Origin of the sequence: Cysteiniphilum marinum, from assembly GCF_014857925.1 — a bacterium.
Classification (GTDB): Bacteria; Pseudomonadota; Gammaproteobacteria; order Francisellales; family Francisellaceae; genus Caedibacter; species Caedibacter marinus.
On record NZ_JACYVZ010000015.1, the window covers coordinates 40,670 to 63,903 of the forward strand.

The window sequence follows — 23,234 nt, forward strand, 5'->3', positions numbered from 1 at the left end:
TAGATATCAAGAGCCTATTGAAGCATTTTCAGAGATAACTGAGAAGTGTTTTATTAGCGCTAGAGTAAGTAAGGTATTATTTCCCGCATTGGATTATGTGCAATCACACTCCCCTAGGCTTCTATCTTAGAATATTTCAGCAACCATACAGCGCACACTTCCACCACCAACACTTTCTATGGTGGAAACATCAAAAGAAAGACGCTGATTAAAGCTATCTATCATCTCCTTTTGTTGTGATGTCAGGCTATCCTCAGCTTGTTTGGACATTAGTAAATATTTTTCACCTTTATTATTACCAACCTGAATCATATTGCCTGCCATGGAATATAACTGATCAAAGCTAATATTTATAATATACTTGCCGCTATCAGATAACTTTCTCTTTATTAAAGCCTGCTCTTCTTTATCTGGGATTGCATCTAAACAAATAATCACAAATTGATCCGCAACTGCAAGCATGACGTTAGTGTGATAAATTGCCTTTCCCTCTTTATCTTCGCTATTAAAAACAACCAACTCATAACCCATAATCTGAGTTACATGCTGCGCCAACTCGACATCAGCTCTGTTTGACTTTGCTAAATAGGCAATTTTATTTGCATGATCAAAAACAAAAACACCGGTGCCCTCAAGTGCGTGCTCAACTGCTCCAATGCGGCGCAAATCAGTCACAATATAATCTTCACCTGTTTTCTGCTTTAAAGTTTCACATAACAACTCAAGCTGCACTTCTGCCTGTCGATTTAGATTATGCATGGGATAAATAAATAGACGTTTAACACCATCTATTTCATGAGTACTAAACCAATTGTTGGGAAAAACCGCATCTGGTGTTACCGCTTTAGGCGAAGGCAAAACAACCACTTCAATACCATGACTCTTTAGTTTACAAACCATGTTATTGAACTCCGACATCGCTCTACTGGCAATAATTTCTTTTGGCAAAATATGTTTATTTTGAAAAGAGTTACTAACCGCTGTTTGCTCGTTATAGGAGAAGTGTGTAGGTTCAACCATTATTACTTTTTTTGCTATCAAATTATCCATCCATTCACCTCTTCAAAACTTATATACCATCTCGCACTATTGGCATAGACATACATCTTGGACCTCCACGGCCTCTAGATAATTCAGAGCAAGGTATTTGGTGAACGGTAATATCATTTTCCTGAAGCAACCTATTTGTAATAACATTACGTTGGTAAACAAAAACCTCACCAGGACGAAGTGTTAATGTATTTGCGCCATCACTCCATTGCTCCCTAGATCCCGTAATGAAATCATCACCACCACAATAAATAAGCTCCATTTTTTTATCTAGTTCTCTAGATAATATGACTTCAATTGAACCTGTTAATTCTTCACACTTTACCTGCTGTCCATCAGCTTTTGATAACTTATATATACTTGATGTATGTGCTATATCTCGATGCATCGTCATTTTTTGATGGTCTACTTGAGTAAGCACAGTATCTAAGTGCATAAACGCGCGGCTCACAGGGATTTTAATAGCAAGTATTTTGCTTATTTTATGTGACTCATGATATTTCTTATTGAAAAATAACTCATGTGCAAACTGCTCAATTGCCTCTGCTGAGGTTCTTTGTGAAATCCCTATTGCCAAAGTATTCTCATCTAAAACAAGTATATCCCCACCTTCAATTGACCCCGCATTCATTCGTAAATCTATTTTAGTCGCTTGAGAAAAACGTGGATGATACTGCAAAACACTATTAATAAAAGTGCTCTCACGTTGCCTTGTTGGCGCATACATACTGTTAAGTGAGATCATATTCCCAAAAACAGAGGCTGGATCTCTTGTAAAGTATAGATTAGGTATCGGCTGAAGCCAAAATTGTTCTTTTTTTGCAGACTGTGAACTTAGGCTATTATCGGTGATTTTTATTTCATTTTTCTTTATGCCTGCCATTAATTTTTCACACAGCTCCTTACCAGAGAATTGCAGCAAATACTCCATTAAAGCAGTTGTTATTTTTATATTTTTCAACCCAGAAACACTAAGAAGCTCACTAATAACGTTGAGCTTATATGATGATTCAGTCAATACTTCACTAACAAGATCTTCTAAATACAAAACCTCTGTATCGTTATTTCTCAGTAGTTGCACAAATTCATCATGCTCTCTTTGTGCTGTATCTAGATATGGAATGTCATCAAACAGTAATTCCTCTAAACTATCTGGCGTTAAATTACATAACTCCACCCCAGGTCTTTTCAATAATACAGTTCGCAATTTACCAATTTCACTTGGAATGCATAAATCAATTTCTTGGTTAATATTGGGCATATGACTATCAGCCTTAGTTTCACAAAGCATATTTTTCTCCATTCATATTATTTTAATTTTGGGGCTCACCCTCTGAAAAACTATAATTCAACTTGATATTTTTGATGTATCTGTAATGCGCCATTATCACCATGCTCATTTAATACGGAGAATAAATCCTTAGGATCTTTTAATGCCGGAATCATGTTCATTGGTACACCAATATTGTATTTCTCAGCCAATTGATATGTAAGCTTCAATGCCGAAAAATCCTCCAAAGCAAAACCAACAGAGTCAAATACAGTAATCTCATCTTGGCTAACGCGTCCTTGCTTTTCATTTGAGATAAGTTGCCATAATTCAGCATAAACAACTTTCTTTGCTTCTTCTTCAGTGAAATGTTGAATCTCACCTTCAATAAACGATTGCTCAAAAAATTCAACCACTACTTTAGCGCGTGGCAATATTGCTTGATCTAACTCAGTTTTGCCTGGGCAATCACCACCTAGACCATTGATATGTACACCTTCTTTAATCCAGCTATTTTCAATCACAACAGCATGTGCTTTGCATGCAGTACACACCGTAATAATATCAGCACCCTTGACGGCCTCTTCATTGCTCGCACAAGGAATGAGCTCAAAGTCGTAAGCTTGCATGTTTTTCTCAAAACGACGCATCGCCTGTGGATCAATATCATGGTAACGAATCGTTTTAATATCACGCACAATGGCTGTTGCTAACGCTTGGAAATCGCTTTGTGCACCTGTACCGATTAATGCCAAGGTGTTGGCATCTTTTCGTGCTAAATAATCAGTTGCTAACGCTGAAGTTGCTGCTGTGCGCAAACCTGTTAACACCGTCATTTCTGAAATCAACAGTGGATGACCATCAGATACTTTTGATAACTGCCCTGTCGCTATAATCGTTTGCTTATTCTGCAATGGATTCTTTGGATGTCCATTGACATATTTATAGGCAAATAACTCTTTATCCGCTGTCGGCATTAATTCAATGACACCATCTGGCACATGAAATGCTGGGCGTGGTATTTTATCAAACTCTTGCCAACGTAAAAAATCACCCTTTAAAGTTGTCATTAAGTCAACTAAATACTGTCTTAAACCATGTTTATGAATAAGCTCAGCTAGCTTTTCAACTGAAATTACTTTGATCATTAAATTTCTCCTATCCCACATATTTTATATATAAAGTTATATAAGATTATAAAACTTTATACTGAATATATTTTTAACAATATCACATGCACTTACCATAGATAAATAGATCATGTTTTTATTGTAGATTTGCAACAAGAGGTAATATAAATTTAATAATCAAAAATAGCAAATAGATTCATGCACAGATTTTTAAGCCCACTATTATAGGTGTTTTAAAGCTTAATCGGACTCACAACATACGTACTGCGACTATCATCATCCTTGATAAGTAAACTCATTTGCGGGCTATCAAAATAAAAATCAATGTGCTCTGAATCTAACACATCAACAATATTTAAAAGGTAATTTACGTTAAAACCAATTTCCATTGGTTGGTCACTATATTTTACTTCCATTTGATCTTGTGCTTCTTCATGCTCTGGATTATTTGCTGATAGAAGCAAAGCATTATCCTGAAGCTCTAAGCGCACACCGCGATACGTTTCATTCGATAAGATAGCCGTACGTAGTAATGCCTGTTTTAATTCAACTCGATTAGCAACTAATAGCTTTGTATTATTCGGTGGAATCACTCTTGTATAATCAGGGAAACGCCCTTCAATAAGTTTTGATGTAAACTGAAAATCAGGCAAGATGATTCTGAAATAGTTTTTACCAATTTGCACTTCAATTTCAGCATCCTCAGGCGCTGACAACGTGCGCTCTAGTTCTTTAATCGCCTTGCTTGGCACAATAATCTGAACAGCATCTAGGAAAGTATCTTCTATTAATACTTCAGAGCTAGCCATACGATGACCATCAGTCGATACAGTGCGAAATCTATCGTTATTGACTTCCCATAACATACCATTTAAGAAATAACGCACATCATTATTTGCCATGGCAAATTTTACACGCTTAATTGCCGAGTTAAGCTGGGCATATGACAGCTTAAACATCGCTCTACCTGTATCTTCATTCATCACAGGAAAGGATGATGCTTTCAAGATTGACATGGTAAATTTACTGCGATTACATGCAATTAATACCCGATCATTTGCTTCTTCTGTTATTTTGAGTGATGCGCCCTCTGGTAGGTTACGTACAATATCATGAAGCTTTTTAGCAGGAATAGCGATACTACCATCATCAGATGCTTCTTCAAGCTCAACATAACTGACAATTTCAGTCTCTAAATCAGAGGCCTTTAAGCGCAGTTTACCCTCTTCAATAATAAATAATACGGAGCTTAGCACTGGTATCGTATGCTTTTTATCAGCAATCGATACTAAACCTTGTAACGGCTTTAATAATGCATCGCGAGAAAGTGTAAATTGTAACATCATATCTCCCCTGGGAATTAATGCGCTAATTTGCGCGATAAGTTTTGATAATCATCCTGTATATCAACATTATTGACAATCAGTTTCTTTATAGTCCTTACAGCATGTAAGACTGTAGTGTGATCTCTACCACCAAAAAAGCCACCAATTTCCGGCAAACTATGATTGGTAAACTCTTTAGCTAACGCCATTGCCATCTGCCTTGGGCGTGCAACATCACGACTTTTTTGCTTTGATAATAAGTCTGTAATTTTAATATTATAATAATCAGCAACAACACGTTGGATATTATCTACTTTGACAATTTTATCCTGTATTGAAATAACATCTTTTAAGCATTCATAAGCAAGTTTCTCATCAATGGCTTTTTTATTAAACTGAGCATAGTTAAGTACGCGTCTCAACGCCCCTTCTAATTCTCGCACATTAGAGCGAATATGCTTTGCCATAAAAAGTGCTACATTTTGATCAATAGGTCGACCAAATTGACTCGATTTATGTAATAAAATCGCACTTCGTGTTTCAAGATCAGGAATGTCAATTGTAACAGTTAAACCATAACCAAAGCGTGAAACTAGACGCTCTTCAAGTTTAGGAATTTCCTTAGGATACTTATCGCAAGATAAAACAACCTGCTTACCATTTTCAAGCAAAGTATTAAATGTGTGGAAAAACTCCTCTTGAGAGCCTGCTTTACCCGCAATAAACTGGATATCATCAACTAATAATACATCGACAGAGCGATAAAAATTCTGAAACTCATCACCTGAGTGTAAACGTACCGCATCAACATAGTCTTTAACAAAGCGTTCAGATGTTACATATAGCACTTTTGCTGTTGGGTTATTATGTAATACATAGTTACCAATAGCATGCATTAAATGTGTTTTACCCAGTCCACTACCACCATAGATAAACAATGGGTTATACGCCAATCCTGGATTGATAGAAACTTGCATCGCTGCAGCACGAGCTACTTCATTTGCTTTACCAACAACAAAGTTATCAAAATTATATTCTTTTTTTAATGGTGAGCCAAAATCAACACGTTTTTGATCTTTTGGCACGGACAATGCTTCATCAAAGCCATAAAGCTCACTGGAAATACCTGAGTTTTTATCCACTTCAAGTTCACTTTTTTCATCCGCTAACTCATTATGCTCACCCAAAGTATCAACAACTACTGGTGTAATCGCGACGTTTTTATTGAAAAGATCCGTCTGTGGGCCAACGCTACTTTTGATTGTTTGAGTTTGCATTGCTGTGGTTTGTGTTTCCACATTTTGCGTGTTATCGCTCTTTTTTACTGAAAACTCAACAATTAAATGGCTATTTTGTTTGTATTTTTTCAAGGTATCCACAAGAACCTGTTGATATTTGGTCTTAACCCAACCAAGAAAATAATTATTCGGTGCATAAATTGTGAATAAACTACCTTGATCATTTGTTTTTAATGGGGTTATCCATATCCTATACTCTTGTTCAGACAAGTTGTCTTTTAAATAATCCAAACATTGTGACCAAACATTCATACTTACAATGCATCCTATATATATCAAGGGTTTCTAGTATTTATTTAAAGCTTTAAATAGACTAGAAAAAGTTTATATTTTTAAATTAGCTTCGGATTATATCAAAGCTTTCACAGCATGCAATGCTTGTGACAAAAGTCTGTGGATAACTTTGTGGATAATGGTGTGAATTTCTTGTTAATTGCATTGTTAATAACTATGTGTATAAGTATGTTCATATCCCTTTGGATTTTTTTGTGGAAAAAATTCACACAGGAAAAAAGAATTGATAATCCACAGACAATAAACAGCAAATACACATCATTATCCACAAAAGTATACACAACAAAAAGTAGCGGTTTTAAAGGGTTTCAGATAGTTTATCCACAAATATCCACAAACCAATAACAGAAAAAACAAAGAAAAAGAATTTATCTATTTAAAAAAAGAAAAAGGGAAAGATGAAAAGAAAAGTGGATAAAAAGAAAAAAAAGGAGGATTCAATAAAATCATTTATAAACAGATATAATAATCCCATGAAACAAACTGTGAATGTTTTATCAAACTCAAAACGATAAAAAAGGTGATCTGTGAATTATTTCAAAATAATGATTGAAAAGACTTATGAAAATATGAATAATGGCAACCGCTGGTTTGGTTCTCTTGCGACACTAGTTTATGAACCCCGTCAGGTCCGGAAGGAAGCAGCGGTAATAAATGATGTGTGTGCCGAGATGTAAGCTAAACCAGTATTCGATTGGATTAGTTATATTGATATAAATTATTGTAATCCATGGTTGAGATAATGCGTTTTTCATATTCACCATCTTCAAGTTCAGAATAATGCACCAAAGTTTTAATGAGATCTTTACCTGTTATAGGTTTATCCTCTTTGGTTAATTGTGAACGTAATACACGAAACTCTTGAAAATTAGTACCTGTATTCAGTAAGTTAAAATAAGATTGCACACTATCTTTAGGAGATGGAAAAACTTGAACTTCATTAATTGCACCTGCTCTACGTTGTTTAGGAACAATACCACAACCTTTGGTAAAACAATGTTGACCAAAATAATTATTCCCATCAACGGCAAAGCGAGAAGTTCCCCAGCCAGTTTCAAGCGCTGCTTGCGCAAGTACCATACTTGTTGGAATAGTATTAACTTTAATCAATAGATCTTTAACTATTTGAGTTAAAGAATTTTCGTCAAAATTAACTTTATATTGTTCACACAATCTAGATAATTGACCTTGCTGCGCTTTAGAAAGCTTTTTGTTTTGATTAAGCATTGCAAGCATAGTTTCTAATGCCTGTCGTTGGCTTAAGACATCTTTTTGTACTTGATGAATAAACGGCAACATATAGTCAATAAATGCCTGTTTACGATCACTAACATTGCTAATAGCTTGAAAATCAGGCTTGGCTGTTGTTGTATTTTCTGTACTTTTAGAGCAACTTGTTATAAAGCTTGCTAAGCTAAAAGCTAAAAGTCCTGATATAGATAGTCGAAACAATGTTGTTTTTCTCATAATTATCTCCTCTTATTATTCTCTCTATATACATTGAATCTTTAGCATAGACTATAACCGCTAAGAAAGGTTGTTTGTGCTGCTTTTTTTATACGAACTCATCTGATAGACTGCGGTAGTTATTATTGTAAATAAAATACAGGGGAATATGATGACAACAGCAGTTGATATGGTTAGCGAATTAAATATAGAAACATTAAAGAATGAATCTATATGGCAATATTTCATTGAAATAACTCAAATTCCAAGACCGACCTTTCATGAAGAAAAAATCAAAGCTTATTTATTAGAATGGGCGAAAAACAACAACTTCAAAACGAAGATTGATCAAGCTGATAATATCGCGATTTATGTACCGGCAACCAAAGGCTATGAATCACACAAACCAGTTGTTTTACAGGCACATAAAGATATGGTGTGTGAGAAAAATGAAGAAGTAACATTTGATTTTCTAAATGATAGTTTACAGCTAGAGATTGTTGATGGATGGCTTAAAGCAAAAGGCACAACACTTGGTGCTGATAATGGTATAGGCATTGCTGCAGCAATGGCAGCTGCAACGGATAAAGATATTAAACGTCCAGCACTTGAAATATTAATCACTGCTTCAGAAGAAAGAGGATTAATTGGTGCGAATAATTTGAGTAAAGACTTATTAACAGCCAATACGATGATCAATCTAGATACAGAAAGCTGGGGAGATATCTATGTCGGTTGTGCCGGATCACAATCTGCAACAATGATATTTAAAAATGAAATCATTGAGCAATCTCCTTCACTTCAAAGTATTGAAATCATTGTCAATGGCCTTAAAGGAGGACATTCAGGTTTAGACATTGATAAGCCGCGTATTAATGCGGCAAAGTTTATGAGTATGATGCTTGATAATTTAGATCAAAACCATTCATATAACATTAACGAAATCAAAGCAGGGAACCTACCAAATGCCATTCCACGTGAAGCTAAGGCTATTATTTCTTGTCAAGTTGAAGATATAGCGCAAATAAAAGAAGCGTTAACGCATTATTATCATAATTGGTTTGCGATTTACCAAAAAAATGAGCCTAATTTTGCATTAACAATCAAAGAAGTAACAATGGCAAAAACGGCATTTAATGACGATTTGAAAAGTCGTTTATTAAACGTATTAACAAGTATACATTCAGGTGTATTAGCGATGAGTCCTGCGATGCCAAATCTGGTAGAAAGCTCAAACAACGTATCTTCGATTAAATTAAAAGATGACGATATTGTTATTACTATTTATACACGCAGTGATAATAATTTAGCGATCAATAATTTTATGCAATCGGTTAAACGCATAGCAGCTCAAAATAACGCGATTTTTAACAAATCACAACTATCTCCTGGCTGGAAGCCAGATATGAGCTCTAATGTACTTAAAATTGCTAAAGATAGCTATTTTTCACTTTATTCTAAAGAGGCAAATATCAAAGCGATTCATGCTGGTTTAGAGTGTGGTGCTATCGTTGATAAATATCCACACATGGATATGGTTTCAATAGGACCTTCAATTGAAGGTGCACATTCACCTGATGAAAAAGTAAAAATCAATACAGTTAGCGAGTTTTATCAGCTATTGAAAGCAATGTTAGAGAGATTATAGAAAAAGGAGTAAAGAGAGTAAGCAAAAGTCATCGTTGTGTAGGTGAGTCACTCTATGTGCTTGACGACATAAAGGTTATCTAAGGAGGGGAGGGAGGATGACGACCCACCTAACACATCCCTAGTATAGTAAAGGATTTTAAAAGTGTTAGTGTTTTTCTAAAAAAAAGTGAAAAAATTTTCTCAATATAATAAACACCTTGGAAATATAAGGTTTTCAGCATGATTAATGGTGGATATATAAAAGAAACTTAAACTATGTCACCTTAATTTGTAATATTTTTATGTTATTCTTAGGCAACCATAGTAATTTGATGATAACAACGCCTGTTTCTGGAAAAGATGTTTTAAAAACACTATTAAAAAATGGATGGGAATTACATAGAGTTAAAGGTTCTCACCATATTTTGATTAAATCAGGAGTAACAATAACTATCCCAGTGCATGGTAATAAAGACATGAAAATCGGTCTGCTTAAATCAATATAAAAGCAAACTAAATTAAAATTTTAAGGTGGTAAATAAATGTTAAAATATCCATTTAAAATTACTAAACATAGCGATGATGGAGAATATTACCTCATTGAATCTATTAATTATCAAGGCGGTTTTAGTCAGGCTGATACGCTTGAGGAAGCCTTTGAAAATGCACATGAGGTAATAGACTTGCTTGTGGGTTATGCTATAGAGCAAGATAAAATTGAATTGCCAAAACAAGTAAAAGGCAAAGATATTTATATGATTGCACCATCAATAGAGTATGCAATTCCAATTATGCTAAAGCAAGCCAGACAAGCAAAAGGTATGAGTGCACCACAAGTGGCTAAAGCGCTTGGTGTACCTTATCAAAATTATTGGCGTATCGAGAAAGGTGAGCGTAAAAATTTAACCATTAATACCTTGCAGCGTGCTGCTGCGGTACTTGGATTAAGTGTTGATATTAGTTTTGTGTAATATATCAAAAATATTATCATTGATCGTTATGGATTGCTGTTTTCAGGATAAATAACCGAATTTTTATGATCATCATTCCAGATTTCTTGCTCACTTAATGTTGTCTCAATCAACTCAATAGGAGCGCCTTCCACTTCAATCATTGCAACTTTAAATCCTGCAAAAGGCTCATAGGGCGCCATGATAATTTTCTGGTTTTTAATGGCTTCAGCTAAGTTATCCACTTTAAAAGCGACATGAGTTTTGATTTGAATCAGTGGATGCAAAGGACATTCTTCTTCAAAACGATGGTATTGGATACGAAAAGGATTATGTCCTTTAGTCGTGTACATTTTAAATGATGAGCTATAACGTTCATCTGGATGTTTTTCTGTTGTAGGGATGCCCATATGGTGGTATTGATAGTTGATGTTCGTCATGCTAGAAAATGATATTGTCTAATTTTTAGCAAATAATAATATGTTGATCTAAACTTGTAAACTTAAGTTTTAAGGCATAAGTAGGCTATGACCACAATTACTGCCCACTTCGATTTTGTAAGCGTTGACTGAACGTAAGTCGAAGCCTCTATGAAGTGTGATTTTCCTCAAGCTTACCACACTTCGACTTACACTCAGGGTACGGTGAGCACTTATGGGTGAATATTTAGTCTTAGCCCATAAATAATTGCAAAATTGCCTCACGATCAATTTTACTTTGTGCATTAACAGGAATTTCATCACCATAGCGAAACGATTTAGGCAGTAATATTTTCTCAAACCAATGACCTAGGAAGTGACGCAAAGTGTTATTGAATGCTAAGGCACTCAAGTGCTCTTTTTGTTGTTTACCTGATGGTGATAAAACGATAAAAACACCAATATATTCGCGCGATTTTTCAAGTTTTAGCGCATAAGAATCATCAACCCAAGTGTGTGCTTTAAGTTTATCTTCAAGCTCTGTAAGTGATAGACGTTTGTCTTCAAGCTTTACAATCCGTCCTTTGCGACCTTGTAAGATAAATTGATTAGGCTTGATTAACTTAATGACATCATCCGTATCAATAAATGGTTCAAGAAAAAAATCAGCATAAACACGCAATGTCTGATCTTTATTTTGTGTTATTTGCACATCATCAAAGCATTGCCAAAGTGGATCACTTAGTTGTTTGCGCCAAGCAATAATACCTGTTTCACTACTACCTAATATTTCATTAACAGTTAACTTTAAATGATTAGTTAAGCTCAGCGCTACTTCATTTTTTAATAAGCTCCCTGCGCTAAAACAAGTAATCTTAGAAAGGTTTTCTTCAAAAGTTAAACGCGATAACAAAGCAGGGCTTGAGATAAAAACAAATAGATGATTTATATCTCTTAATTGTTCTAACTCCTCACTTAATTCAATGCGCTGACTATAGATAGGGCATCCTATTAAGGCGGGCCATAGAAAATAAAAAATAAAGCCATAAAGATGTTGATGATGGACACTGCTAGTAACCATTTGTTCTTTATCAAGCTTAAAAAAGTTATTTAAGATATTAATCTCATTGACTAAGTGCTTAAATTTTTTAGTGATTTTTTTAGGTTTTCCTGTAGAGCCTGAAGTGAAAAAGATAATATCTGAGGTGAATAGGCAATCATTTATTTTATCCTCAAATAAATCATTAGCATTAAGATCAATTGCCTTATTGTTAAAACAAAAGCATTGTTGCTTTTCATTAAAATAAATTGTTGCAATGTCTTCACTATTGGCAATATCCTCAAAAACACCACATGTATTATTAGGTGGCAAGATAATGGACTTGTTAGTAATTAAGCCACTAAAAAAACCGATATAAAAATGATAAATATTGTCACAATAGAGAGTGATTGAAGCTTCTTTTTGTTGGCTTAAAAAATGCGCGAGTGGAAATATGATTTGTTTAATTTCACCAAGCTGCGTTGGAAGGTTGTTTTTTTTGCCATGGCAAAAAATGATTTTGTCATCATCGAAGTGTCGAAATAATAAGTCTAAATAATCTTTCATTTGCTGTTTTTTCTTTTAATAAAAATGCGCACAACAAACTCACAAACAAAAAATGCACCAATCAATATATAAGAAATCAATCCATTATAGATTGTCCAAACATGTAATGAACTAAACAAAGCGCTATAGCAAGAAACTAAAGCATTTAACAGAAAGAAAACACACCACGCAATCGTTACTTTACGTGTGTATGCACTGACAAAGTGCGGTAGTGGTTGACGTGATGTTTTTTTGGCAAATTGATAAATAATATTCTCTTTTGCGAATAATGAAGTAACAAAAATACCTAAAAAAGCAAGATTCATGGCAACAGGGTAAAGTTTAATGAAGATGATATTGAGTGACAGCATTCCTAATAAACTGATAGCAATACCAATGCCTGAGAGGGTAAATAATGCATATTTAGGCATGATGCTATGATCGTTTTTGTGATTGAAAATCGCTCGTAAGCCAAAAAGGCAAAGGATAATTAAACTTAACCCTTGTACGGATAAAAACTGTATGCCAAAAAAAATAACAAAGGGATAAAGTAAAATAGCAATAGCAATGATAAGGGTGGTTAAGCTACGTAAGGACATTATTGGTTGTTAATTTCTTGGTCAATGATTGTGACGATATCATTGACAGTTTTTACTGATTTAAATTCTTCAGGTTTAAACTGTTTGTCAGTTTTACTTTGTAAATAAACAATAAGATCTACCGCATCAATACTATCTAAATCAAGATCTTCATATAAACGCGCTTCAAGTGTTACATCTTGTGGATCAAGCTCAAAAAGCTCAGCAAATATTCCTTGAAGTTCTTGGAGAATTTGCGCTTTTGATGTACTCATTTTTTACCCCTTATTATTTTGCGTCTTTTGTGTTGCAATAAACTGCGCTAATGTTTTAACTGATTCAAAGTGCTTTTTGACATCATCAGTGTCTTCATTGAGCTCAATATTATATTTTTTCTTCAAGGCAACGCCAAGCTCCAATGCGTCGATGGAGTCTAATCCAAGTTCGTCACCAAATAATTGCATATCACTGGCAATATCTTTAGTAGTAATATCTTCTAAATTAAGCACGTCAATAATCAGTTCTTTTAATTCTAGTTCAAGTAGGGTGTTATTCATTAATCAATATGACCTTGTAATTGTTGTTGTAATATCTTTGTTAACCTTCTTGCGGCAACCGAAGGAAGTTGATTGCACTCATTTAAAATCGCTTGAGTATCAATAAGATCCTTAACCGTTAACGTAAAGATAGGTTTTGTCGCGGGTATTTTATACCATTTATCATTTTTTGCCAGTGTACTGGGGATACAGCTTAAATGAATAATGCGAATTGGTACTCCCGCGCGAATGGCAATTTGTGCCGCTCCTCTTTTTAATTGGATTGGCATATGAGGAATAGAACGCGTACCTTCAGGAAACATCAATAAGTTATTACCTGAATTTAATGTTGCCTTGATATCACTAAATGTTTGTTCAGGGTCGATATTGGGAATATACCCTGCAGTGGAGATAACGCGTCGTATAAATCGATTGTGCCATAATTGTGCTTTAACGATGTTGTCACAAAAGGGTAGCTTAGAGACGATTGAGACATAGTCAATTAAGGTGGGGTGATTGGCGATGATTAATGTGCCTTTGTCTTTTTTTAATTTGTCAAAACCAATAAAATGAAAACGAATAAGACCTAAGCCAGACATCGTCGCGGTAAAGAAACGAAATGTTAAATAAATACAATATTGCGCAATATGTTTTTTTTTGCTTTTTTGCTGTTTTGAACGAGTTATTTTAGCAATGACTACTGCCATAGGAATAATAATATACCCTAATAGTAAACCACCTAAAGAGAATAATAAAAAACAAAATCCTGTGGCGATTAGGCGCCATAGGTAGTTTATTTGGTTAAACAACATATGTATTGATATGAACAATTAAGTTTAGGCTATTATCAATTAAACAGCATGGTTAGTCAAAAAGACTCATCTATCGCTTAAGGTAGTACCATTAGTCTCTAAACTTCTATATTTTATCGCTTTTTCAGGAGCGACTAATTAGCTTAAATAATCTAATTGAATATGCTTAGCAAGCAGCCTTAATTTATCTTGATTAATCACACAGTAAAGCATTTGACGACTACGGTTTTGCTTTATCAATCCAACTTTTATAAGTCTTTTTATATGATGGGAAAGTGTTGAAGCAGGAATATTCAAATTCTCTTGGATTTTTCCTACTAAAATACCTTCTTTTCCATATTTGACGGAGCACTTAATTATTTGAAGACGGATACTATGCCCAAGTTCAGCAAATATTTCAGCAGCTTCTTCATGCGTGATTTTATTATTCATCTCTTATTTCCGGTTAGGCTCATTATCTGCGTTGTGATAATTATAATTATTGCACAGTTGTTCTTTACAAGGGATGTTTTCTAGCAACGAGCAAGTTAATGCTTTTCCTCGCTTCTTTGCATTATGAATAAACTCAAAAAATGCCAGATACTTTGGTAGTTTTTCCTGAGAAATCCCTCGATGTGGTCTCAACTATGATCTCAGTAGAGACCGACAATCCTCTTGAATGTTAACATGAACTTCATGAAACCCATCAGCATCCTCATTGCGTTCATTTACCCTCATGTAACCCTAACCCGCGATGCTATGTCTTCGATTACATAGAGCCTTTGGGTTAAATATTTTCTATGTAATCAAGCTAACTCAAATAAGCAACAAAAGTTATATTTTTAAGGTTATTGTATTTTTTTGCGCTGTATTTTTAACAAAGCAATTGCCAAGATGCCTCCAAGAATCGATAGTACAATATTTAGTTTGAGAACATTTTGAAAACCAATATTATGATTTATTGATGCTGAATATACAATTGTTGCAATCGCTATACCAAAAGTAGCTGAGATATAAATAGCGGTACTAATAATTCCAGAGCCATCTGCCACCTTATCTTTCTCGATAGCTCCAAGACCAACAGCTGGTGCTAATGTTGAAGTAATACTAAAGCTTGCGCCAAGTAAAATTAGACCGAGGGATATGCCATAAAATTCAATGCTTTGGACCCCTAAAATAAGAACTAAAGATCCAATCAACTGAATAATAAAGCCAAGCAAAAAAACTTTTTTACTTGAGATGATATTTAGTAATTTAGGAGTATAAAAGGATGCCAAGAACAAGGTGAATGTTACAAATAACAAAATACTTCCAGCCTCAAAAGAGCTATAGTGTAAATTATTCTGGCTATAAATGTTAAAGAAATAAATTAAATCTTCCATGATGAAGAAACTAATAAAGTAACACAATACTGAAAATAAAAAAGTTAAATTAGAAAATATTTTGAAATCTATGATCGGGCTCTTAGTAGATTTTTTCTCAAAAACTACAAAGATTATAAGTAGTACTAAACTAAACACTAATAATACAATTGAATAGTAGCTTGACCAACCATAACCCTCTCCATACATAAGCAACCAAGTTAATGGTACTAAGAAAAAAGTAAACAGGATCACTCCTATAAAATCAAACCCTTTCAAAGACTTAACAGCTATGACTTTAGTTTTATCTATACTAATATTGCTTGTTGCAAATATAATAATACCTACCACAGCAATAAAGTAAAAAATTAGTTGCCAGCCCATTAAATCTGAAAAAAATCCACCTATCACAGGACCAACCCCCATGCTTAAACCCATAGAGGCTGACCAAACTGCAATGGCTTTGGCATGTTTGTTCTCTGGAAGAGTTTGTTTTAGCATCGCCAATGAAGTTGGAATAATTAATGCTGCTGAAACTCCTTGCAAACACCTCATGATAACAATTAGACTGAAAGAATTGGTTAGAGCAATGATAATAGAAGATAGTATTAGCAGCATAAGCCCTAAATTAAACAATTTTGTCCTTTTATAAATGTCTCCCAATCTAGAAACCGGAATAATTAAAAGCGCAGATATCATCGTATATCCATTAATCAACCACTCTAAAGAACTCAATGAAACTCTAAATTGATGCTCTACTTTAGGCAATACTGCCATTAAAGATGTCGTTGAAAATGCCATAATGAATGCAGCTAACGCCATAGACATGATAAAGAGCAAATGCTTCGACTCGTTATGCTTTTCGTTCATTTTTCACCTCTTATAAAATTTATAAAATAATATTTCTATATTTCTAGAAATATGGATATTAAAGCGTAAGAGAATTAATGTCAAGAACAAAAGTAACCGTTCTAAGATAAGTTATTACCTGAGTTTAATGTTGCTTTGATATCACTAAATGTTTGCTCAGGATCAATGTTGGGAATATAACCTGCAGTGGAGATAACGCGTCGTATAAATCGATTGTGCCATAATTGCGCTTTAACTATATTGTTACAAAAGGGTAGCTTAGAGATGATTGAGACATAGTCAATTAAGGTGGGGTGAGTGGCGATGATTAATGTGCCTTTGTCTTTTTGGGCGCATTCGCGATTTGTGGGTAAATCAGCTGTAGTTTAACTTGAACTGAATGTGATACTTATGTACAAATAGCCTACCGCCTTTAAAACATAAGCAAATTACGGATGAATTTAGCTGAGCAAAACCTAGAAACGATTTAGAATGAGATATCAAATACGATAGTAGAGTTATCTAAACTTAACACCGTTACGGAAAATAAGCTTGATAAAGATCGTATTGAGCATGCTCAAGATCTATCAAGCAAACTCTCCGATTTATATGCAGCATTAAGTCATCAAGAGAAGGTGCTCAGCGACTCATTTAAAAAAGATGAAAAAGCACAGTTAGATGCCACAGGCAAGCGTTATATCTTCAAAGACTACAGGGCGACTAATGTGATGTATCGCAATGGTAACCGTTTTGATATTTATATGCCTTATTATCTTTTCAAAGGAACAAATAAAGGCAAAGGTACAGGCTGTAAACCAGGCTTGCAATTGCTAGGCATTCACCATGCTGTATCCAATGGTTTAAGCACCTATATTGCGATGCTTTCGGCAGCATTGAGCTCATATGATGAAGTCAAAAAGCATCTGGCTAAAATCAACATCCATTTGTCAGTGGCGTCAATTGTTAAGATCAGCAAACATATCAGTAAATTAGCACGCCTAAGTCAATCGGCAGAAAAGTATTTATCAGGATTTAACAATACCAACACGATTGTTGTATCGATAGATGGCGGTCGCATTAGAATACGAAGTAAAAAGCGAGGTCCAAAGACAGCTAAAAAGCGTAATCGATTTAAGGGTCAGTGGCGAGAGGTTAAGCTATTTGTTATTTACGTGGTTGATGAGGAAGGTAATAAGATTAAGAAGGAGTTACCGATTATTGATGGCATCATTGGCAGTCCTCAGAGGGTGTTTAATTTACTTAAAAACTACTTAGCTGGGCTTGATTTAAACACAGTGAAGAATCTTGTTTTTGTTGCTGACGGAGCCCCTTGGATTTGGAAGCGTATTAATCAACTTCTTGAAACGATGACATTACGATTTGACATCAAGGTATATCAGGTTCTTGACTATTATCATGCGATGGAGCATTTAAATGCTTTAGCTAAGCAGCTTTATAAAAGTAAAAGTGATCAGAGTAAGCGGGTAAAGTCGTGCAAGGAGCTTTTGCATGCCGGTAAAGTTGATGAGTTCATTACAAAAATCAAGTTGGATAGTAAGCATAAAAAAGGAAAGCTGGTCAAGTCAGAGAAAGGCCACTTTATCAATAACGCAGATCGTTTAATCTATAAAACATGCAAAGACTATGGTTTGCCTCAAGGTAGTGGCGCTATTGAGAGCGGCGTCAGAAGGGTTGTTAATCTCAAAATGAAAGGCAACTCCATTTATTGGAAAGAGGACAGCGCTAATGATATGTTATTCATACGGTCTTTTTACAAGGCTGGGCGATGGGAGGATATTGAAAGAATGGCTTATGCAGGCGGATTAGCAATGGCTTCATAATTACCCACGAATCGCGAATGCGCCCTCAGAAAACCAGATGCTTCCAATCTTCATATAACTTACTGTTGCAAATGCCGCACCAAATCCAATTAATCCTCGTGCAAAACAAGCTACTAAGTAAATTTTTGCACTATAAAATATATAGGCCCCTATTGTACAGGGCAATCGCATTTAAAAGTTATTGATTTTTGGTGAATTTTATGGAAGATTCTGAAAATAAAGTCCGACAATGACAGAAAACACAGTAACTTCATCAATTTTCACACACTTTGAGTCTGTAAAAGATCCGAGAGTTAATAGATGCAAGAAACATAAGCTGATAGATATTTTATTTATGACTTTAAGTGCTGTTATTTGCGGCGCGGATAATTGGGTGGCAATAGAGGCATTTTGTAAAGCAAAGAAAGATTGGTTAACAGATGTGCTTAAACTAAAGAATGGTATTCCCTCGCATGATACATTCGTTAATGTATTTGCCATGCTTGATACAGCGCAATTTAGCGAGTCTTTTACTCATTAGACGGTGGGCATGGGAGGATAGAGCATCGTTTAACGATGTCGACAAGTGATATTGATTGGTTGCAAGAGCATCATAATTGGCCATATTTAAAAAGCATCACAGCGGTGACCTCGAAAAGAGAAGTTAAGGATAGTGAAGCTGAGTCAGGTTATAAAGAAAGTCTGGAAACACGCTATTTTATTAGCTCAGTAAGCTCATATAAGGTTGAGAAGATATCGACTGCAATTAGGGCGCACTGGGGCATTGAGAACCAATTACACTGGTCATTAGATATGTCATTTGATGAAGACCATTCGCGAGCCAGAGTTGGTAATAGTGCTGCCAACTTGAGTACCATTAGGCATGTTGCATTAAATTTAATAAACAAAGAGAAGACAGCTAAAGTTGGCGTTAAAACTAAACGCTTAAAAGCTGGATGGGATGAACAGTATTTACGAAAAATCATTCAGGGGATTTAAATGCGATTGCCCTGCTCGAGAGGGTTTATATTGATCTGCTAAATTTGCATAGTAGACAATGCAGTTATGTGCAATTCCTAGAGTTGGTAGAAATTTTTTAGTGAAGGTGTATATTGGCTCAATTTGAATAACAACATCAATCGCATCATTAAGGTGAGATAGTTTGAAGCCTTTTTGATCTGATTTTATTGCTGATAGATCAGCGATGACATCTTTTCCACCGTTGATTATAGTATCTAACTTCTTTGTTATGTTATCTGGCAGCTTTGAAATGATGTTATCGAGACGTTTAGTTTCATAAGTCAAACATTGACTAAATAAGTCTTGTAGAGTTCGATAGGTAGGCAATACTATTTTTGCATTTTTAAAATATACAAGTAGTTCAGTTAATGCATCAATTGGGTTGGCATGCGTTCTCAGTAAGAATTTTAAATGTTCAATTGCATGATCCTGATTAGCTTGTCTCCAGTATGAAAACTCAAGCATTGATAGTATTTGATCCTGCTGATGCCTTTTTGTGTCATAACCAAGCTTGCCCGATAAGTCACTCGTTGATGAACCATTTACATGCTGCATAATATAGCTAGCATCGGCTTTATGATTATCAAATATGATATCTCTAAAAAATAATCTAGTCGCCTTAAAGTAACCTAACTGTAAAACAAATCCAACCTGAGTTTTAGTTGTTTTGTAGAGCTCATGCATAATTGTTTTTTCATTTTCATTAAGGTCAAAAAAAGCTTCTCTGCCATCAGCTGAAAATCTAGGGATATGGTATAACTCATCAATTTGTTGTTCGTTTAATAATTGAATTCGCTGTTCATTTTTTGACATTTGAAGTGTTCATAAAAAACCTCGTTAAAGCTTGCAAATCATTGTTAAACAAAATCGTTACGAATCGTAGTAAAATTTGTAAGAAATTGCTATTTACTTTATCAAAGTTAATATAAGCTAAAAATATTAAGGTTTAGTTTGCAGATAAAATGAAATACGGATATGCGCGTGTCAGCACCAAAGACCAGTCTTTAGATTTACAAATGGATGCACTTAAAAAAGCTGGATGTCAAAAGATTTTCTATGAAGTAGCCAAAGGCGCCAAGGCAGATCGTCCAGAATGGTTAAAGCTGCTTAATGAAATATCAAAAGGGGATACTTTGGTTATTTGGAAATTTGATCGCATGGGACGTTCATTGCACCATCTGATTCAAGTGGTGAATGAGCTACTTGGGGTTAATTCCATATAGCACTGGTTTTTCCCAGATATGATGCTTAGCCCCTATTTTATACAGGCTTTAACCATCTTTATTTCATTCAAATTCAGCAAAATATTTTTCTGCAATTTCTTTAATTTACTGAAGTTACACATTTTTGATGTTTGACTTTTAGATGTCTATTTTACACGTATCTGGGCTTAATCCGCAATAGACCTTCAAAGCGGAAGTAAGTAACAAAAATCATTAATAAAGCAGCAATTGCAGATAGACACCACACATAAGATATCGTACCATCTATAGCAATATTATGTGCGGTGCTCAATTGATAAATCATGCCGCCAAGTCCAGCTGCAAAACCCCCAGTTAATGAGTCTAGTATTCCTTGAGCACTTGACGTTGATCCCTCCTTACCCGTAGGAGTATGAAGCATCGCATATGCCCTTGATGCGGCTTTTATTTGACCAAGCCAAAAACCCGCTATACCCCAAAATAAATATATGAGCTGATAAGGCCAATGCAGCATTATCTGCAATATTAACAAAAGTACTGAGAATGTTATCCCAATCGCACCTAAGGTGCCACAAAACCGATATGACTTTTTTTGAACCAGTTTTGCTTGCAGTAAGCCTCCAATTGGCCATGTAATCGCAGCAGTTGCTAATGCAAACCCAGATAAGCTCGCGGATAAATTATAGTATTGAGTCAATAGTAAAGGGATAAATATTTCCGTTAAGTAAAAAATGAAAGTCACGAGAGAAAAACAAATTAAGGCGGAAGGGAGCCCATGTTTAGCAGAGATCATTCCTTGAGGAAGTAGGTGCTTTAAAGGATGGATAATAAATATAAAACCAAGAGAGACTAATACTATGCTAAAAATCGAACTGGATTCATTAAAACCACACATGATAATGATTGCTGCAATAGATAATTGAAGTGCGTGCCTCAATATCCTTTGGTCTTTTAATAACATTGTTTTAACAGGTATTATTTTTGCAGCAGGTAAAATAAAATAAGCAGTGATGATTATAAATGGCAATTGGAAAATAAAAATATATCTCCAGCCTATGGTTTCCAATATTACCCCACCAACTACAGGAGCAATAAGAGATGGTATTAACCATGCCGTATTTAAGATAGCTATTACCCTAGGTCTTAGCTGACTACTGTATATCAAGTTAACTAAGGCATTGACGGCTGTGATAATCGCACCTGCACTGGCTCCTTGAATGCCTCGACCAATTACGAAGGCAAAATAATTTGGTGTTAATGCAGTAAATATCAAGCTGACAAATAGTGAACCCAAGCCTAATGATAAAACAAAATGAGGACCTTTATTGTCTACTGTTTTACCAGCCCACACAATTCCTAAAAGTGATGTCAATATAAATATACCAAAACCTAGAGTATACCAATCTCTGCCATTCAATTCCGCTGTAATCTCAGGCATGGCAATCGCTATCACCATAAAATCAAATGCATAAATAGCATTGGCAAATATAAGACCGTATATAGGATTTCTTGTAGAAGTTGATTTGTCTATATTCTGCACTTTTCTCTCCATTAATCTTTTCAATCCCATTGTCACTTAACTCTTGCTATTCTATTGGCCAAATTCTACTGACACCATGTCTAGTTAATAATAAGTTTTCGTATTTTTCTTGTGAGCCTTCACAGTTAACATGGCAAAGCATGCAGATCCCTTTATCAACATAGTTTTGCATCTCGCGATACTAGGGTAGAACAATGCTGATGAAAATTCTACTTGGAACTTGGCTTTTAAAAAACTTCCAATTAATGGTCTATCGTGATCAGCGAACATCTGGAGCTGAGAGCAAATCATAAATTATGCTAAAAGCTCATTAAGAAGCTGAAATGATTTATGAAAATCAGCATTTGGAGCTTTGATTTTACCTGCCCCATATTGATCAAACTCTAACGACCAATGGTACGGGTAACGCTGTTTCAATTGCTGTAGCTGCTCAAAAGTTAGTGTTATATAGCCGCATTGCTTCATATAAGAAGAAAAAACTTCAAGTTCAGGTACTGTGATAGTGACAATGACAGCTCGATCACAAAGATATTTTGCATGGTGCTGACCAATTTCTTTGTTTTTTATTTTAGCCACCTCTAAAGCCGTCTTCACAATATGAAGCGGAGTCTGCTGTGACACGATTACACTACATGTTTTAGATAACTCATTAATAGTAAGCTTATTCATGTTACCTCCTATGTTAATTTTCAAGGGTCGTTATTATCTGGTCTGCGACCTTATGCGCGCTAGGGTCTGATTGAGTACGTAAGCCTTTTATAATAGCTATTCTATCCTCAATGCTACGTTGCTGCATCAACTGTCGCTTTCCAAGCAACCTATTAATGATCAATTCTATCCCTATGACGTGCTGTTTTAAGTTGTCAATAAATGCTTCCGGTGCTTCTGATATTTGCCATGGATTAGGCAAGCCAGACTCAAAATAATTGACTGATTGTTCAAAATGCTCTTTTTTCCAACAGTTATCATAAACAAATTTTATGGAACACATAGCATGCACTGCGGTGTAGACCCTAATGGCACTACCTTAAGCACTGCCAATGTATAAAAATGCACTTTGAAGCATGAATTTCTTGAAGTCAGTAACCACATAGGTTTATATATTTTTGCCTCAAAACTCAAAACCCAAATGGAAACTGAC

23 protein-coding genes, 1 other RNA gene and 2 pseudogenes are annotated in these 23,234 nt (G+C 35.0%); 7 read left to right on the forward strand and 19 right to left on the reverse strand.

The genetic code is table 11. From position 1 onward, the window contains the following. Window positions 1-126 precede the first annotated feature (126 nt). The 5 genes from ctlX to dnaA form a co-directional block, all read right to left on the reverse strand. Window positions 127-1,050 (reverse strand): citrulline utilization hydrolase CtlX, encoded by a 924-nt coding sequence (ctlX, locus tag IE867_RS08245; protein WP_192484247.1) that lies wholly within the window; start codon window positions 1,048-1,050, stop codon window positions 127-129. A gap of 19 nt (window positions 1,051-1,069) precedes the next feature. Next, window positions 1,070-2,353, reverse strand: coding sequence for an arginine deiminase (locus IE867_RS08250; RefSeq protein ID WP_203249865.1), 1,284 nt, complete (start codon window positions 2,351-2,353; stop codon window positions 1,070-1,072). A 38-nt stretch (window positions 2,354-2,391) separates the two neighbouring features. Continuing rightward, window positions 2,392-3,465 carry an ornithine cyclodeaminase gene (locus tag IE867_RS08255; RefSeq protein ID WP_203249869.1) on the reverse strand — a complete coding sequence of 358 codons (1,074 nt, stop codon included), beginning with the start codon at window positions 3,463-3,465 and terminating at the stop codon, window positions 2,392-2,394. Window positions 3,466-3,683: 218 nt separating this feature from the next. Next, the gene (dnaN, locus tag IE867_RS08260; RefSeq protein ID WP_192484249.1) at window positions 3,684-4,796 is read right to left on the reverse strand and encodes a DNA polymerase III subunit beta; all 1,113 of its coding nucleotides are present in this window, start codon (window positions 4,794-4,796) and stop codon (window positions 3,684-3,686) included. 14 nt (window positions 4,797-4,810) lie between these two features. After that, window positions 4,811-6,325, reverse strand: a complete 1,515-nt coding sequence (gene dnaA, locus IE867_RS08265; RefSeq protein ID WP_192484250.1) for a chromosomal replication initiator protein DnaA — start codon at window positions 6,323-6,325, stop codon at window positions 4,811-4,813. A gap of 631 nt (window positions 6,326-6,956) precedes the next feature. Between dnaA and ffs the strand changes: the two genes are divergently transcribed. Then, window positions 6,957-7,054: signal recognition particle sRNA small type (ffs, locus tag IE867_RS08270), an RNA gene on the forward strand. A 12-nt stretch (window positions 7,055-7,066) separates the two neighbouring features. On the opposite strand, the gene IE867_RS08275 is transcribed toward ffs, so the two are convergent. Then, window positions 7,067-7,834: a glucosaminidase domain-containing protein gene (locus IE867_RS08275; RefSeq protein WP_192484251.1), complete on the reverse strand. Its 768-nt coding sequence runs from the start codon at window positions 7,832-7,834 to the stop codon at window positions 7,067-7,069. 148 nt (window positions 7,835-7,982) lie between these two features. On the opposite strand from IE867_RS08275, the gene pepD reads away from it, so the two are divergent. The 3 genes from pepD to IE867_RS08290 all read left to right on the forward strand — a co-directional run bounded on the left by pepD (window position 7,983) and on the right by IE867_RS08290 (window position 10,413). After that, entirely contained in the window at window positions 7,983-9,461 is a 1,479-nt protein-coding gene (pepD, locus tag IE867_RS08280) for a beta-Ala-His dipeptidase (protein WP_192484252.1), read from the forward strand. A gap of 283 nt (window positions 9,462-9,744) precedes the next feature. After that, window positions 9,745-9,948: a type II toxin-antitoxin system HicA family toxin gene (locus tag IE867_RS08285; protein ID WP_225629999.1), complete on the forward strand. Its 204-nt coding sequence runs from the start codon at window positions 9,745-9,747 to the stop codon at window positions 9,946-9,948. A 36-nt stretch (window positions 9,949-9,984) separates the two neighbouring features. Further along, window positions 9,985-10,413 carry a type II toxin-antitoxin system HicB family antitoxin gene (locus IE867_RS08290; RefSeq protein ID WP_192484253.1) on the forward strand — a complete coding sequence of 143 codons (429 nt, stop codon included), beginning with the start codon at window positions 9,985-9,987 and terminating at the stop codon, window positions 10,411-10,413. 26 nt (window positions 10,414-10,439) lie between these two features. On the opposite strand, the gene IE867_RS08295 is transcribed toward IE867_RS08290, so the two are convergent. The 9 genes and pseudogenes from IE867_RS08295 to IE867_RS08330 all read right to left on the reverse strand — a co-directional run bounded on the left by IE867_RS08295 (window position 10,440) and on the right by IE867_RS08330 (window position 16,532). Beyond that, on the reverse strand, window positions 10,440-10,832 hold the full coding sequence (locus tag IE867_RS08295) for a hypothetical protein (protein ID WP_225630000.1): 393 nt from the start codon (window positions 10,830-10,832) through the stop codon (window positions 10,440-10,442). A 232-nt stretch (window positions 10,833-11,064) separates the two neighbouring features. Further along, window positions 11,065-12,417, reverse strand: a complete 1,353-nt coding sequence (locus tag IE867_RS08300; protein ID WP_192484254.1) for an AMP-binding protein — start codon at window positions 12,415-12,417, stop codon at window positions 11,065-11,067. Beyond that, window positions 12,414-12,827, reverse strand: a complete 414-nt coding sequence (locus IE867_RS08305) for a COG4648 family protein (protein WP_192484255.1) — start codon at window positions 12,825-12,827, stop codon at window positions 12,414-12,416. The genes IE867_RS08300 and IE867_RS08305 overlap by 4 nt, the downstream gene beginning before the upstream one ends. 167 nt (window positions 12,828-12,994) lie before the next feature. Next, entirely contained in the window at window positions 12,995-13,249 is a 255-nt protein-coding gene (locus IE867_RS08310; protein ID WP_117003938.1) for an acyl carrier protein, read from the reverse strand. 3 nt (window positions 13,250-13,252) lie between these two features. Further along, complete coding sequence (locus tag IE867_RS08315) at window positions 13,253-13,531, reverse strand: phosphopantetheine-binding protein (RefSeq protein ID WP_192484256.1); 279 nt, start codon at window positions 13,529-13,531, stop codon at window positions 13,253-13,255. Continuing rightward, window positions 13,531-14,322, reverse strand: a complete 792-nt coding sequence (locus tag IE867_RS08320; RefSeq protein WP_225630001.1) for a lysophospholipid acyltransferase family protein — start codon at window positions 14,320-14,322, stop codon at window positions 13,531-13,533. Before IE867_RS08320 ends, IE867_RS08315 begins: the two co-directional genes overlap by 1 nt. A gap of 138 nt (window positions 14,323-14,460) precedes the next feature. After that, on the reverse strand, window positions 14,461-14,754 hold the full coding sequence (locus tag IE867_RS08325; RefSeq protein WP_192484257.1) for an ArsR/SmtB family transcription factor: 294 nt from the start codon (window positions 14,752-14,754) through the stop codon (window positions 14,461-14,463). An 81-nt stretch (window positions 14,755-14,835) separates the two neighbouring features. Beyond that, a pseudogene (locus IE867_RS15085) lies at window positions 14,836-15,024 on the reverse strand (IS1595 family transposase); the annotation flags it as partial. Window positions 15,025-15,149: 125 nt separating this feature from the next. Continuing rightward, window positions 15,150-16,532, reverse strand: a complete 1,383-nt coding sequence (locus IE867_RS08330; RefSeq protein ID WP_192484258.1) for an MFS transporter — start codon at window positions 16,530-16,532, stop codon at window positions 15,150-15,152. Between the two features lie 614 nt (window positions 16,533-17,146). On the opposite strand from IE867_RS08330, the gene IE867_RS08335 reads away from it, so the two are divergent. After that, window positions 17,147-18,352, forward strand: a complete 1,206-nt coding sequence (locus tag IE867_RS08335; protein ID WP_192484259.1) for a hypothetical protein — start codon at window positions 17,147-17,149, stop codon at window positions 18,350-18,352. Between the two features lie 229 nt (window positions 18,353-18,581). Beyond that, window positions 18,582-19,330: pseudogene (locus IE867_RS15090) on the forward strand (ISAs1 family transposase). Here the strand turns inward: IE867_RS15090 and IE867_RS08345 are convergent. Continuing rightward, window positions 19,304-20,164, reverse strand: a complete 861-nt coding sequence (locus tag IE867_RS08345; RefSeq protein ID WP_192484260.1) for a DUF4158 domain-containing protein — start codon at window positions 20,162-20,164, stop codon at window positions 19,304-19,306. The pseudogene IE867_RS15090 and the gene IE867_RS08345 sit on opposite strands and share 27 nt — an antisense overlap. Window positions 20,165-20,313: 149 nt before the next feature. Between IE867_RS08345 and IE867_RS08350 the strand changes: the two genes are divergently transcribed. Further along, on the forward strand, window positions 20,314-20,574 hold the full coding sequence (locus IE867_RS08350; RefSeq protein ID WP_192484261.1) for a recombinase family protein: 261 nt from the start codon (window positions 20,314-20,316) through the stop codon (window positions 20,572-20,574). 151 nt (window positions 20,575-20,725) lie between these two features. Here the strand turns inward: IE867_RS08350 and IE867_RS08355 are convergent, their stop codons facing one another. From IE867_RS08355 to IE867_RS08365, 3 genes are all read right to left on the reverse strand, one after another. Then, entirely contained in the window at window positions 20,726-22,093 is a 1,368-nt protein-coding gene (locus IE867_RS08355; protein ID WP_192484262.1) for an MFS transporter, read from the reverse strand. Window positions 22,094-22,387: 294 nt separating this feature from the next. Further along, window positions 22,388-22,762, reverse strand: coding sequence for a hypothetical protein (locus IE867_RS08360; RefSeq protein WP_192484263.1), 375 nt, complete (start codon window positions 22,760-22,762; stop codon window positions 22,388-22,390). Between the two features lie 13 nt (window positions 22,763-22,775). Further along, the gene (locus IE867_RS08365) at window positions 22,776-23,093 is read right to left on the reverse strand and encodes an FMN-binding negative transcriptional regulator (RefSeq protein ID WP_318779336.1); all 318 of its coding nucleotides are present in this window, start codon (window positions 23,091-23,093) and stop codon (window positions 22,776-22,778) included. Window positions 23,094-23,234 lie beyond the last annotated feature (141 nt).

What these genes read in the sequence shown, in the direction of transcription:
- ctlX (WP_192484247.1), bottom strand. Translation starts at nt 1,050, where the DNA reads ATGGATAATTTGATAGCAAAAAAAGTAATAATGGTTGAACCTACACAC.
- IE867_RS08250 (WP_203249865.1), bottom strand. Translation starts at nt 2,353, where the DNA reads ATGGAGAAAAATATGCTTTGTGAAACTAAGGCTGATAGTCATATGCCC.
- dnaN (WP_192484249.1), bottom strand. Translation starts at nt 4,796, where the DNA reads ATGATGTTACAATTTACACTTTCTCGCGATGCATTATTAAAGCCGTTA.
- dnaA (WP_192484250.1), bottom strand. Translation starts at nt 6,325, where the DNA reads ATGAATGTTTGGTCACAATGTTTGGATTATTTAAAAGACAACTTGTCT.
- IE867_RS08275 (WP_192484251.1), bottom strand. Translation starts at nt 7,834, where the DNA reads ATGAGAAAAACAACATTGTTTCGACTATCTATATCAGGACTTTTAGCT.
- pepD (WP_192484252.1), top strand. Translation starts at nt 7,983, where the DNA reads ATGATGACAACAGCAGTTGATATGGTTAGCGAATTAAATATAGAAACA.
- IE867_RS08285 (WP_225629999.1), top strand. Translation starts at nt 9,745, where the DNA reads ATGTTATTCTTAGGCAACCATAGTAATTTGATGATAACAACGCCTGTT.
- IE867_RS08290 (WP_192484253.1), top strand. Translation starts at nt 9,985, where the DNA reads ATGTTAAAATATCCATTTAAAATTACTAAACATAGCGATGATGGAGAA.
- IE867_RS08295 (WP_225630000.1), bottom strand. Translation starts at nt 10,832, where the DNA reads ATGACGAACATCAACTATCAATACCACCATATGGGCATCCCTACAACA.
- IE867_RS08300 (WP_192484254.1), bottom strand. Translation starts at nt 12,417, where the DNA reads ATGAAAGATTATTTAGACTTATTATTTCGACACTTCGATGATGACAAA.
- IE867_RS08305 (WP_192484255.1), bottom strand. Translation starts at nt 12,827, where the DNA reads ATGCCTAAATATGCATTATTTACCCTCTCAGGCATTGGTATTGCTATC.
- IE867_RS08310 (WP_117003938.1), bottom strand. Translation starts at nt 13,249, where the DNA reads ATGAGTACATCAAAAGCGCAAATTCTCCAAGAACTTCAAGGAATATTT.
- IE867_RS08315 (WP_192484256.1), bottom strand. Translation starts at nt 13,531, where the DNA reads ATGAATAACACCCTACTTGAACTAGAATTAAAAGAACTGATTATTGAC.
- IE867_RS08320 (WP_225630001.1), bottom strand. Translation starts at nt 14,322, where the DNA reads ATGTTGTTTAACCAAATAAACTACCTATGGCGCCTAATCGCCACAGGA.
- IE867_RS08325 (WP_192484257.1), bottom strand. Translation starts at nt 14,754, where the DNA reads ATGAATAATAAAATCACGCATGAAGAAGCTGCTGAAATATTTGCTGAA.
- IE867_RS08330 (WP_192484258.1), bottom strand. Translation starts at nt 16,532, where the DNA reads ATGAACGAAAAGCATAACGAGTCGAAGCATTTGCTCTTTATCATGTCT.
- IE867_RS08345 (WP_192484260.1), bottom strand. Translation starts at nt 20,164, where the DNA reads ATGTCAAAAAATGAACAGCGAATTCAATTATTAAACGAACAACAAATT.
- IE867_RS08350 (WP_192484261.1), top strand. Translation starts at nt 20,314, where the DNA reads ATGAAATACGGATATGCGCGTGTCAGCACCAAAGACCAGTCTTTAGAT.
- IE867_RS08360 (WP_192484263.1), bottom strand. Translation starts at nt 22,762, where the DNA reads ATGAATAAGCTTACTATTAATGAGTTATCTAAAACATGTAGTGTAATC.